This is a genomic window from Rhodococcus sp. SJ-2 (assembly GCF_053750035.1).
In genome coordinates, this window is the sequence record NZ_CM132340.1 from 3,409,326 (window position 1) to 3,423,297 (window position 13,972).

Here is a 13,972-nt window from a genome sequence, read left to right on the forward strand (position 1 = left end):
GTTGTTGTCGTCGGTACTCGATATTCACGACAAGTACTGCTCGCTCAAACCGGGGCACCGGCTGCGCGAAGCCGGAGCCGGACCCTGTTCACGATGGATTTCGGACGTCGGCGCAGCTGCTCGGAATTCACCCGGATCATCGACCAGCCGAGTGACGCACATTCTTCGTACCGCTCGATGTCGCGCGTGCGTTGCCGCTCGTCCGTCCAATGGTGGGTGCCGTCGTACTCGACGGCCGTCCGCCACCGCCGCCACCCCATGTCGGCTCGCGCGATGACCCGGGCTCCGTCAACGATCGGCAGCTGGGTCTCGGGGACGGGAAGCCCGCCGCGGATGAGCAACAGCCGCACCCGGGACTCGGGAATCGACTCGGCCCCGGGGTCTACCTTCGCGAGAACGGTGCCCAGCTGTACGAGCCCACGTTCGTGGGGGTGACGACCGGCGAGCTCGAGGATGTCGCGGGGAATCAGGTGCGTGGCGCGGCACAATGCGTCGAGTTGGGCGATCGCGTCGTCTGGGTCGAGCCATCGGCCGATGTCGAAGCCGGTCCGTGCCGGTGTGGTGACGGCCATGGAGTCGACGTGGCACACCTCGTCGTCGAGGAGCGTGTCGCCGTGGACCACCAGGCCTGCCGATCCGCGGCGACTACCGCCTCGGATGAGTTCGGCAGGTGCGAGAGTGTCGATCCACCTGCACCCGTGCAGGGCCGCAGCCGATCGTCCGGCAAGTACACCCTTGCCGCCCGCCCACAGCCACGCTGCCTGCGCGCGCAGGATCGGTGTCACCGACACTGTCGGATCGATGTAGACACCCCGGTGTACCCGGCGGAAGCGCCGGAGCTGCCCCTTTGTCAACCGTCCCGCAGCGACCGCTTCGGTGCCGACGAACGGCTCGTCGAAGAAGAAATCCCCCATGTCCGCGACCTTGCCCGATGCGTTGACCTGGCGGAAGTACCGATTTGCGTCCTGTGGATAACTCGATCGAGTGTGCAGTTGTGGCCGCAATTTTCGAGGCGGTTTCAGGGAGCTAACGCAACACCCCTAACCAAGGGGTGTAGAGATGACGCGGAAGATCCCGTGGGAAATTCGAGCGACCGCCTATCGTGAGTTGGCCCGTGGCCGCTCTGCATTGGAACTGGGCGACACTTTGGGCGTGTCGAGGATGACGGTGAACCGATGGGCCGAACGGGCCGGTATGGAAGTACGCCTGGGATACATCGGCGGGGTGACGCCGGTGCCGATGGACGCCGATCCTCCCCAGACCCCGGGCCGGTCCTATCGCAGGCTGAGCCTGGCGGACCGTTCGTTCATCCAGGCGGCCCGGTCACTGCCCGAGCCGATGTCGCTCCGGGCGATCGCTGCAGAACTCGGGGTGTCTGCGTCGACGGTCTCGCGGGAGCTCACAGCGCACAGCGTTCTCGATTGGGGTGAGAGTCGCTACGACGCCGAGCTCGCGCACTACCTGGCGTTGGCGCGACGTCCTCGCCGACGAGACGGCAAGCTCGCCGACCCGGCTCTGCGGGACCGGGTCGTGGCACTGTTGAACCTGCGGTTCTCCCCGCAGCAGGTCGCGGCGGAACTTCAGACCCTGTTCCCCGATCAGCCGGAGATGCACGTGTCGCACGAGACGATCTACCAAGCCCTCTACGTACAGGGCAAAGGCGCGTTGCGGCACGAGTTGACCGTGGCCAAGGCCCTGCGTTCGGGACGCACGAGCCGGGTACCGCGCTCGAAGCTGCCGCGTCGCACCAATCGCCCGTGGCTCGACGGTGCCCGATTGTCGGATCGGCCGGCCGAGGTCAGCGACCGTGCGGTGCCCGGGCATTGGGAGGGCGATCTTGTGGTCGGGCCCGGCAACTCGGGGATCGTCACTCTGGTCGAGCGCTCCACCCGGTATGCGCTGCTCGGGAGGTTGCCGGGTACCCGCGAGAGCACCACGGTCGTGGACGTCCTCACCGGGATGATCGAGGGCCTGCCCGCCGAGTTGATCCGCACGATCACATGGGATCAGGGGCAGGAGATGGCCGCTCATGCTCGGTTCACCGTTGCCACCGGGTGTCAGGTGTTCTTCTGTGATCCGCATTCGCCGTGGCAGCGCGGCACCAACGAGAACACCAACGGGTTGATCCGGGATTTCTATCCCAAGGGCACGAATTTCAACGAGGTCAGTGATGCCGACCTCGCAGAAACTCAGCGTCTTCTCAACATCCGTCCCCGGCAGACTCTCGGGTGGCGCAAGCCGTGTGACAAGCTGGCCGAACTGATCGCGGGTGTTGCATTGGCTCCCTGAGACCAAGCGATATTCACGACAACAACTGCGCAACCAACGACGAAGGCGCCCTTCCCGACGAATCGGAAAGGGCGCCCTCGGTGCGGCTGCTACTTGCTGCTGACGTAGGGCAGCAGAGCCATCTCGCGCGCGTTCTTGACGGCGATGGCGACCTCACGCTGCTGCTGCGGGGTCAGGCCCGTGACGCGGCGGCTGCGGATCTTGCCGCGATCGGAGATGAAGGTGCGGAGCAGGTTCACATCCTTGTAGTCGACGTGGTCGATCTTCGCCGCGAAGAGGGGATTCTTCTTCGGCTTGCGGCCCTCGACGGCCCGCGACTTCTTCGACGGCCCTCGTTTGACTGCCATGTTCTCGCTCCTCACCAGCTCGACTTGTGGACGCCGGGCAACTCCCCGCGGTGGGCCATCTCGCGTACACGTACTCGCGAGAGCCCGAACTTACGCAGGTGGCCGCGTGGGCGACCGTCGGCAGCGTCTCGATTGCGCAATCGTACCGGACTGGCGTTGCGGGGCAGGCGCTGGAGGGCGGCCTGTGCTGAGGCGCGCTCCTCGGCGGTGCTCGTCGGTCTGCGGATCGTGTCCTTCAGTGCGGCGCGACGCTCGGCATAGTGCGCGACGACCTGCTTGCGCTGTTCGTTGCGGGCGATCTTGGACTTCTTGGCCACGGCTACTTCTCCTCTCGGAAGTCGACGTGCCTGCGAAGCGTCGGATCGTATTTGCGCAGGACCAGGCGGTCGGGATCGTTGCGACGGTTCTTGCGGGTGACATAGGTGTATCCGGTCCCGGCCGTCGACCGGAGTTTCACGATCGGCCGGATCTCGTTTCGTGCCATCAGAGCTTCTCTCCTCTCGCCCGCAGCCGGGCGATCACAGCGTCGATGCCGTCGCGGTCGATGGTCTTGATGCCCTTCGCGGAGAGGGTGAGCGTGATGCGTCGCCCCTCGGACGGGACGAAGTACGTCTTGCGCTGGATGTTGGGGTTCCAGCGCCTGTTGGTGCGGACGTGGGAGTGCGAGACGGATTTCCCGAACCCGGGAGAGCGTCCGGTCACCTGGCAGTGCGCCGACACGATGTTGTCCTTCCTGTCGGCCGCTCCGCAGAGCGTAACGACAATCATTTTCGACAAATGGCTGGGCCGACTGTACGCTGCCGAATGGCTAATGACAATCATTGTCGAAAGGAGAGAGGTGGATACCAGGACACCGCTGATACTCGTCGCGGGACGGGGCGGAACCGGCACCCGCGACGCCGGTGCTGGGCAGGTCGCCCACGGATTCCTGCGGGCGGGCACGATCGTCGTCCACCACGACCTCGCGCATGTCGGGGACGGCATCGTGCACCGCACCGTCACCACACCGGGCGATCGGCGACACGAAGCTCTCGAACTCGCGCACGCCTGCGTGTCCTGCACCCTGCGGGAAGATCTCCTGCCGCTGCTGCGCCGGCTGCACAGGCGTTCCGACGTCGATCGGATCGTGCTCCACCTCGATCCGCAACTCGAACCCGAGGCGCTGTGCTGGGCGATCGAGCACGTCATCATCGCCGACGTCGTCGGGCAGATCGACGGCCCCGCCTCTCGTGACGTACGCATCGAAGGAGTCGTCACGTGTGTGGACGCCGCCTCATGGATGACCGATGCCACCGGCGACGAGGACATTGCGACCACACCTGACGACGAACGCACCGTCGCCCAGGTGGTGGTGGGCCAGGTCGAGTTCGCAGACGCACTCGTCGTCCGGCCCGGAGCCGACGGCTGGGCACAGGCCCGGCTCCACGCCGTACTGGCCAGGCTCGCGCCCGACGCACCGATCGTGTGGAGCAACAGCCCCGACGTCGAGGCACTGCTGCGACGCATCCCGGCCGGCGCGCGGCGCGGAGAGATCTCCGATGCGCACTCACCGCTGCTGCGTGGCCAACCGCCGCTCGACGAGGACTGCGGAATCCGGCTGCTCGAATTCGGCGCGCAGCGACCCTTCCATCCCCAGCGACTCCACGAGGCGATCGACGTGCTGCTCGACGGAGTCGTGCGCACTCGTGGTCGCGCCTGGGTCGCGACCCAGCCCGACACCGCGCTGATCATCGAGTCGGCGGGCTGTGGCCTGCGAGTGGCACACGGGGGTCCGTGGCTGGCGTCGATGACACCCGAACAGCAGCAGCGCGTCCCCGATGCCCGCCGCGCGATGGCCGCCCTGCGCTGGAGCGACACGTACGGAGACCGCGACAGCTCTCTCGTCGTGCTCGTCCACGATGCCGATCCCGACACCGTGCTCGGTGCATTGCGGGACGCCCTCCTCACCGACGACGAATTCGTCCACCCCGAGCTGTGGCCGACGTGGGACGACCCGTTCGGCCACTACCACCAGGACCCGTGCACAGATCTGCCGACCGACGGGACTCGCGTCGAGCAGGCAGCCGAACGCACGGAATCAGGCTCCGAACAGAGAGGTCACGCATGAAATCCGGTCTCCACCCCGACTACCACCCGGTCGTGTTCCAGGACGCGAACACGGGGTCGACGTTCCTGACGCGCTCGACGATCACCTCCGACCGCACGGTCGAGTGGCCGGACGGCAACGTCTATCCGCTCGTCGTCGTCGATGTCACCAGCGAATCGCACCCCTTCTGGACGGGTACGGCTCGCGTCCTCGATGCCGCTGGGCGTGTCGAGAAGTTCGAACGCAAGTACGGCACCCGGCGTCCCCGCGGTTGATTCCGAATCAACAGAAACGAGACTTCACATGGCAGTTCCCAAGCGCCGCATGTCCCGCGCGAACACGCGCAGCCGCAGGTCCCGATGGCACGCGAAAACGCCGGATCTGGTGCCGGTGACCGTGGGCGGCGTGACCCACCGCGTGCCACGTCGGCTCGTCAAGGCCGTCCGGCTCGGAATGGTAGACCCCGACACACTCTGACCCGTTCTCAGGCACCTCTCAGCGGTCGGGGCCAAAATGGTGCGCATGCGCATCTTGGTGGTCGACGACGACCGGGCGGTGCGGGAATCCCTGCGCCGGTCACTCAGCTTCAACGGCTACACGGTCGAACTCGCGACGGATGGGCAGGACGCGCTGGAGAAGGTCGCCGCCGCCCGGCCCGACGCGATGGTGCTCGACGTGATGATGCCCCGCGTCGACGGACTCGAAGTGTGCCGTCGGCTGCGGAGCACGGGCGACGACCTGCCCATCCTCGTGCTCACCGCCCGCGACTCGGTCTCGGAGCGGGTATCCGGGCTCGATGCGGGTGCCGACGACTATCTGCCCAAACCGTTCGCACTCGAAGAGCTCCTCGCCCGGCTGCGGGCACTGCTGCGCCGAGCCGCCCCGGATCCGGACGGTGGACTCGAGGACACGATGCGCTTCGAGGACCTCACTCTCAACCCCGCGACACGCGAGGTCACCCGCGGCGAGCGGCAGATCAGCTTCACCCGCACCGAGTTCGCGCTCATGGAGATGCTCTTGGCGAACCCGCGGCGGGTGCTCACCCGTAGCCGGATCCTCGAGGAGGTGTGGGGCTACGACTTTCCGACGTCGGGCAATGCCCTCGAGGTGTACGTCGGATATCTTCGCCGCAAGACCGAGGCGGGCGGCGAACCACGGCTCATCCACACGGTGCGCGGCGTCGGTTACGTGCTGCGCGAGACCCCTCCGTGAGCGGTCAGATGAGACCCCCCATGCTGTTGACCCGGTCGGTGCCGCTGCGCACCCGGGTCACGTTGCTCGCTGCGGGAGCGGTTGCCCTCGCGGTCGCGGTGACCTCCATCGCCGCCTACATGGTGGTTTCGCGGGCTCTCTATTCCGACATCGACAAGCAACTGCAGGCTCGTGCTTCTGCGCTCGTCGAATCGAGCACGCTGATCACCTACGACCCCCGCTACATCGGCGGCGCTCAGCTCTACAGCTCCGACATCAGCGTCGCGCTCATCTATCCCGACCTCGGACGCTACGTGCCGCCCGGATCGTCGGTACCGATCGGCGCACCGGAACTCGCTGTCGCGGAAGGCGAGCAGACATCGTCGTTGCGGACCGTCGAACAGCAGCGGGTCCTGGCGCAACAGATCCCCGACGGCAGCACCATCGTCATCGCGCAACGCCTGCGGCCCACGGGTGAGGTGCTCAACCGCCTCGCAAGCGTGCTGTTCGTCGTCGGCGGATGCGGGGTCGTGCTCGCTGCGGCCGTCGGCGCGACGGTGGGCCGGACCGGTCTGCGGCCGGTGGCGCGGCTGACCGCCGCCGCCGAACGTGTCGCGAGGACCGACGACCTGCGACCGATCCGTGTGACGGGGCACGACGAGCTGGCGCGACTCACCGAGAGCTTCAACATGATGTTGCGGGCGCTGGCCGAATCGAGGGAGCGGCAGGCCCGGCTCGTGGCCGATGCCGGCCACGAATTGCGCACACCGCTGACCTCGCTGCGGACCAACATGGAACTGCTCATCGCCGCGAGTCGCCCCGGTGCGCCGAGCCTGCCCGACGATGACATGGCCGAACTCCGCGAGGACGTCGTGGGACAGATCGCGGAATTGTCGACACTGGTGGGCGACCTCGTCGATCTGGCCCGGGAGGAGGCACCGGAGACGGTGTTCGAGGCCGTCGACATCGCCGAGGTCGTCGATCGCAGTCTCGAACGAGCACGACGACGTCGTACCGAGATCGATTTCACCGCCGTCACCGAACCGTGGTTCGTGTTCGGCGACCACGCGACCCTGACCCGTGCGGTGGTCAACGTCCTCGACAACGCGGCGAAGTGGAGCCCGGCGGGTGAGGACGTGGTGGTGAAGATGCATCAGATCGGCACCGGACTGATGGAACTGACCGTCGACGACGCCGGGCCGGGTATCCCCGAGGAAGAACGGGAGCTGGTGTTCGAACGGTTCTATCGTGCGACCACCGCACGGTCGATGCCCGGTTCAGGGTTGGGGCTGGCGATCGTGCGACAGGTCGTGATGAAGCACGGCGGGACCATCGCGGTGGACCGATCGGAGCGCGGTGGTGCGCTCATCCGAATCGTGCTTCCGGGCACACCGCAGCTCGACGCCGACTGATTGCCAGGAAACTGTGAGCCGATTCTTCAGGAGCTTCTCAGCCGACAGGTCCATATTGGATGGAGTACGAACCCTCCACCCGGATCGACTCGAAGGACGAAGGCGACGAACGAGATGACCGACCCCACCCACGGTTCCGGACAACCTGCGCCTGGACAACCTGTGCCCGGACAACCCGGTCCCGCGCAGCCGCAGCAGCCCCACCAGTACGGAACCCCGCCGACGGCTCCCTACCAGCAGGCGCCTGCGCCCGCGCAGCCGCGCAAGTCCGGGCGTACCGCACTCGTCGTGGGTGCCATCGCGTTGGCGATCGTCAGTGGCGGTATCGGTGGCGCGGTGGGTGCATTGTCGGTCCGTGATTCCGGGTCGGGCGTCGGGGTGACCAATGCACTCGACTCTCCGCGGCCGGAGACCACCACGGTGGCGAACGCTCCCGAGGGCACCGTGCAGGCGGTCGCGCAGCGGGTCGTGCCCAGCGTCGTCCGTATCGAGGTGGTCGGGCGTTCGGGTGCGGGTGAAGGATCCGGTGTCGTCCTCTCGTCCGACGGCCTCATCCTCAGCAACAATCACGTCGTCGCGGGAGCCGGGCCGGGCGCCGAGCTCACCGTGGCCTTCGCCGACGGAACGTCCGCCAAGGCGAGCGTTGTCGGGACCGACCCGATCACGGACATCGCGGTGATTCGGGTAGAGGGTCGCAACGATCTCACCCCGATCGAGATGGGCAACTCCGAGAACCTTCAGGTGGGGCAGGCTGTCGTCGCGGTCGGTTCACCGCTCGGACTGGAGAGCACCGTGACCTCCGGGATCGTTTCCGCGCTCAACCGGCCCGTCTCCACCAGTGGTGAGACGGGTAATCAGAACACCGTGATCGACGCGATCCAGACCGATGCCGCCATCAATCCGGGCAACTCCGGTGGCGCGCTCGTCGACATGGAAGGCAACCTGGTCGGAATCAACACCGCGATCGCGACCTCGGGTCAGCAGTCCGGGTCGATCGGCCTCGGATTCGCGATCCCGGTCGATCAGGCCCGGCGCATTGCCGACGAACTCATCGACACGGGGACCGCAACACATGCGCTCATCGGTGTGCAGGTGCCCGCTCGCGCGGACGTGAACGGAGCCGCGGTCGTCGAGGTGGTTGCGGACGGGCCCGCCGCGCGTGCCGGAATCCCCGCCGGTTCGGTCATAACGAAGGTCGACGACCGGGTGGTAACCGATGGTGACTCCCTGATCGCGGCGATCCGCTCGCAAGCCCCGGGCACCACGGTGAGCGTCACCTACACCGACGCGCAGGGCAACAACCCGACGACTGTCGATGTGGAAACCGCCTCCGACGCGGATGGTGGCCGATGATTCAGGAGGCAGACATCATGGAGATTGTCGAACATACAGCGCGTCCGGACGACCTGCGAACTACCTTTGGATCCATGGAATTCGAAGCCCCCCGAACCGGTCGCGCACTCGTGGTGATCGTCGACGACCGCGTGTCGCATGGCGACAGCCCCGATTCGACCGGCCCGCTGGTGACGGAACTGCTCGTCGAAGCCGGCTACGTCGTCGACGGTGTGGTGTCGGTGTCGGCCGACGAGGTCGAGATCCGCAACGCGCTCAACACCGCGGTGATCGGGGGAGTGGACCTTGTGATCTCCGTCGGTGGCACCGGTGTGACCCCGCGCGACGTGACGCCGGACGCCACTGCTGACGTGCTCGACCATGAGATCAGGGGCATCGCCGAGGCTCTGCGCTCGTCCGGCCTCGCATCGGGTGCCGTCGATGCCGGTCTTTCTCGCGGCCTGGTGGGTGTGTCGGGTTCGACGCTCGTCGCGAACCTCGCTTCGTCTCGCGCGGCGATCCGGGACGGCATGGCGACCCTGTTGCCACTCGCTACCCACGTCATCGACGAGTTGTCGCGGGTGGAGGAGTAGCACCATCTCTGCAGACTCGGACAAGACGGACCATGAGAGCCGCGCCCGGATCGACCGGGCGCGGCTTGCTCGGATCTTCGGTGACGCACTTCCCGACACGACGAAGGACGAACGCGGGGTCGATGAAGACCGATCGGGCGACTCCGACGAATGGCTCAAACGTCAGGTTCCGCCTCATCACGGTTAACTGTGATATCAATCACTTTGCGTAGGGTAACTTAAGTCCCGAGCTCGGCTCGGTGTCGGCGTGTCGCAACCGGTTCGTAATGTCTCGTTTGCCTACGGGGTAGGGTTCGGCGGGCGTGACGAGTGTTCATGATCACAGGCATGCATCGTGTATGTGCACTTCAAGTGCACAAAATTCGAGCAATTACCTGCACGAACGTTCAGATCTTGGTGGCAAGAACCAATGCGCGAGGCTCGTTCCGGATCTTGGGGTGAATCCCGGTAGCGCATATCGGAGGTTTCCCACTTGTGTCCGACTGTGTTTCGTGAGCGTTCCGGTGGCCAGGTGTAGCCATTGCCTCGAGATAGGTCACGGTCTAATCTCCTGACAGGTTCGATCAGATCAAGGAAAGGTCGCAGGGGCCGCCTTCGATCACGAATCGGTAACGCAAACCGTGCGGACGTTGATCAACAACGAGCTCACCGGCGGCAACCACCGGCGGTGAGCTCTGTGTGGGATACGCCTCGCGGACGGCTAGGGCGACCAAGTTGTCGGACGCGGGCGCGCATACCGGCACGCAGAGAACGGATGAGACATTCATGAAGATTCAGACGCGACGCGGTTTCCGAACCGCCCGCAACGCCACGGTGGCGGCGGCCGCTGTGGCCGGTCTGGTTCTCGGATCGGCCGGGGCAGCAAGTGCCGAGGTCAATGATCAGAACCGGATCGTCTCCGACGGCCACGAAGTGATCGTCACCCAGGAAGACACCTTCATCAACGGTGTGCCTCCGATCGGTGGCAGCCCGCTGAGCCGTGAGTGGTTCCACAACGGTCGCGGTCTCGCCAACATCGTCGGACCCGACGCAGCGGACTTCGAGGGCACGACGTTCCAGTTCGGCTACCAGGTTGCCTGGTCGGCATCACTCGACGGTGCTATCGGCTTCAGCTGGACCAGTCCGGACCTCGAGGCCAAGTTCGAAACGGCTCAGGTGCAGGAGCCGATCCTCGACGCAGACGGCAATCCGGTATACCAGCATGACGAGGACGGCAACCCAATCCTCGACTCTGAGAACAATCCGGTTCCTGCATACGAGTTGGTAGAGACCGTCAAAACGACGCCTACCGTCAAAGGCCTACTTCCGCAGGTTACCGCTGGCGTCGAACTGACTCAGGCACCCGGCATTGCGGAGGTCGTCGTCGCTGAGAACGCCTTCGACGGCGACTTCAAGGAAGTGCAGATCGCCAACGTTCACGGTGCTGCCACCGGCGTCATCGGGCCTGTTTCTGTTCGCCCGTTCGTTCGCGCGATCACCGACAACGGCGACAACGTCACCACCTACGGCCAGGTCTGGACTCTTTAGAGTCCGGTCCGAGCAATCCCGCAGTAAATCCCCACCACCTAGTACGGAGTAATCATGGGAATCAAGTCGCGTGGCTTCAAGGCCGCTCGCAACAGCGTCCTGGCCGGTGCCGCCGTTCTCGGCATGGTCGTCGGTGCCTCGGGTGCCGCTTCGGCCGAGGTCAACGACCAGAACCGCATCGTCTCCGACGGCCTCGAGGTCGTCGTGACGCAGGAAGACACCTTCATCCAGGGTGTCCCGGCGCTCGGCGGCAGCCCGTTCAACCGCGAGTTCTTCCACAACGGCCGCGGCACCGTGAACCTCCTCGGTGAGGGTGCTGCTGACGAGTCCGGCACCACCATGCAGTTCGGCTACCAGTTCGCATGGGCAGGCAGCATCGACGGCGCCATCGGGGTCACCTACTCGACCCCGCAGCTGGAGCTCTCGCTGAAGCAGTCGGGCCCTGAGGCCAAGGTCACCGACATCCTCCCGCAGGCGTACGCCGAGCTCGAGCTGACCCCGGCTCCGGGCATCGAGGAGCTCGTCGTCGCCGAGGGCGAGTTCGACGGCGACTTCAAGACCGTTCAGTTCTCGAACGTCCACGGCACCGCCTCCGGCGTCCTCGGCGCTGTCCAGGTGCGTCCGTTCGTCCGCGCGATCACCGCGAACGGCGACAACGTCACCACCTACGGTCAGGCCTGGACCGTCTAAGACGGACCATCCGGCGTAAGCCGACGCTCCACAAGCTGGGCCCGCTCGCACTGCGAGCGGGCCCAGCTTCGTCTGCCTGTAGCGGCTACTCAGGCAGTGGCTTTGCGTGCGCTCCGCCCTCACCCGACTGCGCAGCCTGGGATTCGAGGATGTCGCGGATCTGGATCAGCAGGTCTTCGGCGCTGGCCTTCTCGTCGGATTTCTCGGTCGCGAAGCGCTTCTTCGCTGCGTTGGCCGGGACGATGAGCACGAAGTACACGACCGCCGCGATGATGATGAAGTTGATGGCCGCAGAAATCACCGCGCCGATGTTGATGAATGTTGCGGGGTTGTCGGCGATGATCTGGAATCCCCACCCCATCTCGTTGTCGCCGCCGAGGGCCGCGATGAGCGGGTCGATGATGTATTCGGTGAAGGCGGTGACGATCGCGGTGAACGCGGTGCCGACCACCACTGCGACGGCAAGATCGAGGACATTTCCTCTCAGGAGGAAGTCCTTGAATCCCTTCAACATGCTGCTCTCCCTTTCGGCTGGACCGCGCGAATGCGGAATCGACCCTGTGGCGACATGCGTGTTCTACGTCACATGCCGATATGGGGACGATAAACCGAGAAGAGCGATCGCGGGGGTCAGTGCAGCGTCACCGTCAGAGCGCTGGTGAGTGAGGCGGCCGCAACCGACACGGCCTGCTCGGGTTCGAGAGCCACCAGAATCACGCGTTCGCGCTGGTCGGTTGCCTCTTCATGTTGAGCGAGCACCACTACGGCTCCGTGCGCAAGGACGTGCGCATCGGGCATCGCCGAGTCGGACTCGCCCGTCACCGTCAGGACGTCCACCTTGTCGCCTTCGCGCAGCAACCGGCCGACCCCCGCATCGGCAAGCCGGATGGGCACGACGCGGGCATTATCGGCGCCGACGGCGGCAGCCGCGAGCCTGGGGCCGAGGATCCTGGTGTCGACGAGTGCCTCACCGGCAGGCACCGGACCGGCGAGTGTATGGCCCACGGCGTCGGCGATATCGGTGAGGGTGCCCGTCGCGAGAGCGGCGGTGTCGCGGTCGGCGAACTCGACGTCGTCGGCGGTGAGCGCGACTCCCGGCGCCAGATCGCGGGCCGCGACCACCACGGCGGTCCGTTCGGCAGAGGAATCGTCTCGGAACGCGAGGACCACAGCGAGGACGACGAGGAGTGCCGCTATCGCACGCCTGACGGCCACGGTGCGGGCCCAGCCGGGGCGCAGCAGGGCGCCGATGCGATCGGGGAGGCTCGGCTCGAGCGACGACGCGGGTCGCTGCGCACGGTCACGAAACTGCGCACGATCACGAAATTGCGGTCGATCTCGAAAGAACTGTAGATCTCGAGAAAACAAGGGTCCGGCGGGCATGCTCCGAACCTAGAGCTCGGATCGGCCCGCCGGACCTGAGGAACCGGGGGATTGCCGCGACCTGTGGATGAACAGGGCAGCTGTGGACAACTCCGGCGTGGAGCCGAAAATGTCAGCTGGCAGCTGCGGCCGTCGAGGTCGACGACGTGGACGCTGCAGCAGGCGCGGAGTCGGACTTCGTCTCGGCCTTCGCAGGAGCAGCAGACTCGCTCGCGGTACTGCCGCTACGCGAATCGGTGCGGTAGAAGCCGCTTCCCTTGAAGACGACGCCGACAGAGTTGAAGAGCTTGCGGAGCTTGCCGCTGCACTGCGGGCATACCGTCAGCGAGTTGTCGCTGAACGACTGCACGATGTCGAACTTGTTGTCGCACGCTGTGCAGGCATATGAATAAGTGGGCACCGGTGACTCCTCCGCGAATAAGATCGAACCGCAGCTTTAGCACTCTACAGTCGACAGTGCCAACAAATCTAGGGACTGTGTTGTTCCGCACCTTCGCCGGAGCCGAGACGGACCAGGCCCGATCCCGGTGTGAGCGCCCAGCCCATACGGATGTCGTGCGGATCTTCGGGCAGCTCATCGACCAATTCGTCGTCGCGCACCACCGCAATGATCCGTGCCTGCGGCGCGGCCAGGTGGAGAGTGCGGTCGTAGAACCCAGCGCCGCGTCCCAGTCGTACGCCGCGCCGGTCCACCGCGAGTGCCGGGACGAGAACGGTGTGCGCCCGCCCCACCGTCTCGGGCGGCAGTACCTCGCCGGTGGGTTCGTGAAGTCCGAAACCTGCCGCAGCCAGTGTGTCGGCCCCGAGAAAATGTGCCCAGTGCAGGGCTGTGTCCGGTCTGGTGACCGGTACGAGGACCTCGGCACCTGCCTCGGCCAGCGCGTCGAGCATCGAGATGCCGCCGGGCTCGGACCCGACAGGGACGTACGCGCACACGGTCGTGTCAGCGGGAACGAGCGTTGCGGCTAACGTGGCCAAAGCGGCATTCTCGCTACGGCGCTGTTCGGCGCTGAGAGTGCGCCGTCCGTCGAGGACCTTGGTGCGCCAATCGGCCTTGGTCGGGGGATGCATATTCGTCACCTTAGGATCACCGAGCCATCACTTCGCCGGCAAAAGTTAGGG

19 protein-coding genes are annotated in these 13,972 nt (G+C 65.8%); 10 read left to right on the top strand and 9 right to left on the bottom strand.

Annotated elements, in window-relative coordinates:
* Window positions 1–44 precede the first annotated feature (44 nt).
* Window positions 45–914, bottom strand: coding sequence for a hypothetical protein (locus tag ACSYG9_RS15990; protein ID WP_454839096.1), 870 nt, complete (start codon window positions 912–914; stop codon window positions 45–47).
* 145 nt (window positions 915–1,059) lie between these two features.
* Between ACSYG9_RS15990 and ACSYG9_RS15995 the strand changes: the two genes are divergently transcribed.
* A complete protein-coding gene (locus ACSYG9_RS15995) occupies window positions 1,060–2,289 on the top strand; it encodes an IS30 family transposase (protein WP_454839097.1) in 1,230 nt (409 codons plus the stop codon).
* A gap of 89 nt (window positions 2,290–2,378) precedes the next feature.
* Here the strand turns inward: ACSYG9_RS15995 and rpsR are convergent, their stop codons facing one another.
* The 4 genes from rpsR to rpmB are packed head-to-tail and all read right to left on the bottom strand — an operon-like array spanning window position 2,379 to window position 3,356.
* Window positions 2,379–2,636, bottom strand: coding sequence for a 30S ribosomal protein S18 (rpsR, locus tag ACSYG9_RS16000; RefSeq protein ID WP_054719669.1), 258 nt, complete (start codon window positions 2,634–2,636; stop codon window positions 2,379–2,381).
* Between the two features lie 11 nt (window positions 2,637–2,647).
* On the bottom strand, window positions 2,648–2,953 hold the full coding sequence (gene rpsN / locus ACSYG9_RS16005; RefSeq protein ID WP_454839098.1) for a 30S ribosomal protein S14: 306 nt from the start codon (window positions 2,951–2,953) through the stop codon (window positions 2,648–2,650).
* Window positions 2,954–2,955: 2 nt separating this feature from the next.
* Window positions 2,956–3,120: a 50S ribosomal protein L33 gene (rpmG, locus tag ACSYG9_RS16010; protein ID WP_054719658.1), complete on the bottom strand. Its 165-nt coding sequence runs from the start codon at window positions 3,118–3,120 to the stop codon at window positions 2,956–2,958.
* Window positions 3,120–3,356 carry a 50S ribosomal protein L28 gene (gene rpmB, locus ACSYG9_RS16015; protein ID WP_454842968.1) on the bottom strand — a complete coding sequence of 79 codons (237 nt, stop codon included), beginning with the start codon at window positions 3,354–3,356 and terminating at the stop codon, window positions 3,120–3,122. Before rpmB ends, rpmG begins: the two co-directional genes overlap by 1 nt.
* Before the next feature lie 118 nt (window positions 3,357–3,474).
* Between rpmB and mrf the strand changes: the two genes are divergently transcribed.
* The 9 genes from mrf to ACSYG9_RS16060 all read left to right on the top strand — a co-directional run bounded on the left by mrf (window position 3,475) and on the right by ACSYG9_RS16060 (window position 11,467).
* Window positions 3,475–4,743 carry a ribosome hibernation factor-recruiting GTPase MRF gene (gene mrf, locus ACSYG9_RS16020; protein WP_440123508.1) on the top strand — a complete coding sequence of 423 codons (1,269 nt, stop codon included), beginning with the start codon at window positions 3,475–3,477 and terminating at the stop codon, window positions 4,741–4,743.
* The gene (locus tag ACSYG9_RS16025; RefSeq protein WP_440123509.1) at window positions 4,740–4,997 is read left to right on the top strand and encodes a type B 50S ribosomal protein L31; all 258 of its coding nucleotides are present in this window, start codon (window positions 4,740–4,742) and stop codon (window positions 4,995–4,997) included. The genes mrf and ACSYG9_RS16025 overlap by 4 nt, the downstream gene beginning before the upstream one ends.
* Before the next feature lie 28 nt (window positions 4,998–5,025).
* Window positions 5,026–5,199, top strand: coding sequence for a 50S ribosomal protein L32 (gene rpmF, locus ACSYG9_RS16030; protein ID WP_454839100.1), 174 nt, complete (start codon window positions 5,026–5,028; stop codon window positions 5,197–5,199).
* A 45-nt stretch (window positions 5,200–5,244) separates the two neighbouring features.
* Window positions 5,245–5,934: a response regulator transcription factor gene (locus ACSYG9_RS16035; protein WP_169687854.1), complete on the top strand. Its 690-nt coding sequence runs from the start codon at window positions 5,245–5,247 to the stop codon at window positions 5,932–5,934.
* An 8-nt stretch (window positions 5,935–5,942) separates the two neighbouring features.
* Window positions 5,943–7,325 carry an ATP-binding protein gene (locus ACSYG9_RS16040; protein WP_440123511.1) on the top strand — a complete coding sequence of 461 codons (1,383 nt, stop codon included), beginning with the start codon at window positions 5,943–5,945 and terminating at the stop codon, window positions 7,323–7,325.
* A gap of 114 nt (window positions 7,326–7,439) precedes the next feature.
* Window positions 7,440–8,678: a S1C family serine protease gene (locus ACSYG9_RS16045; protein WP_454839101.1), complete on the top strand. Its 1,239-nt coding sequence runs from the start codon at window positions 7,440–7,442 to the stop codon at window positions 8,676–8,678.
* Between the two features lie 74 nt (window positions 8,679–8,752).
* A complete protein-coding gene (locus ACSYG9_RS16050) occupies window positions 8,753–9,250 on the top strand; it encodes a molybdenum cofactor synthesis domain-containing protein (RefSeq protein WP_440123513.1) in 498 nt (165 codons plus the stop codon).
* A gap of 765 nt (window positions 9,251–10,015) precedes the next feature.
* Entirely contained in the window at window positions 10,016–10,777 is a 762-nt protein-coding gene (locus tag ACSYG9_RS16055) for an MspA family porin (protein ID WP_454839102.1), read from the top strand.
* 54 nt (window positions 10,778–10,831) lie between these two features.
* Window positions 10,832–11,467, top strand: coding sequence for an MspA family porin (locus ACSYG9_RS16060; RefSeq protein WP_247272832.1), 636 nt, complete (start codon window positions 10,832–10,834; stop codon window positions 11,465–11,467).
* Window positions 11,468–11,552: 85 nt separating this feature from the next.
* Here ACSYG9_RS16060 and mscL read toward each other — a convergent pair whose 3' ends face one another.
* The 4 genes from mscL to ACSYG9_RS16080 form a co-directional block, all read right to left on the bottom strand.
* Entirely contained in the window at window positions 11,553–11,981 is a 429-nt protein-coding gene (gene mscL / locus ACSYG9_RS16065) for a large conductance mechanosensitive channel protein MscL (protein WP_454839103.1), read from the bottom strand.
* Between the two features lie 116 nt (window positions 11,982–12,097).
* A complete protein-coding gene (locus tag ACSYG9_RS16070; RefSeq protein ID WP_454839105.1) occupies window positions 12,098–12,850 on the bottom strand; it encodes an SAF domain-containing protein in 753 nt (250 codons plus the stop codon).
* A gap of 112 nt (window positions 12,851–12,962) precedes the next feature.
* Window positions 12,963–13,250 (bottom strand): FmdB family zinc ribbon protein, encoded by a 288-nt coding sequence (locus ACSYG9_RS16075; protein ID WP_454839107.1) that lies wholly within the window; start codon window positions 13,248–13,250, stop codon window positions 12,963–12,965.
* A gap of 68 nt (window positions 13,251–13,318) precedes the next feature.
* Complete coding sequence (locus ACSYG9_RS16080; RefSeq protein ID WP_440123518.1) at window positions 13,319–13,921, bottom strand: 5-formyltetrahydrofolate cyclo-ligase; 603 nt, start codon at window positions 13,919–13,921, stop codon at window positions 13,319–13,321.
* Between the last annotated feature and the right edge of the window lie 51 nt (window positions 13,922–13,972).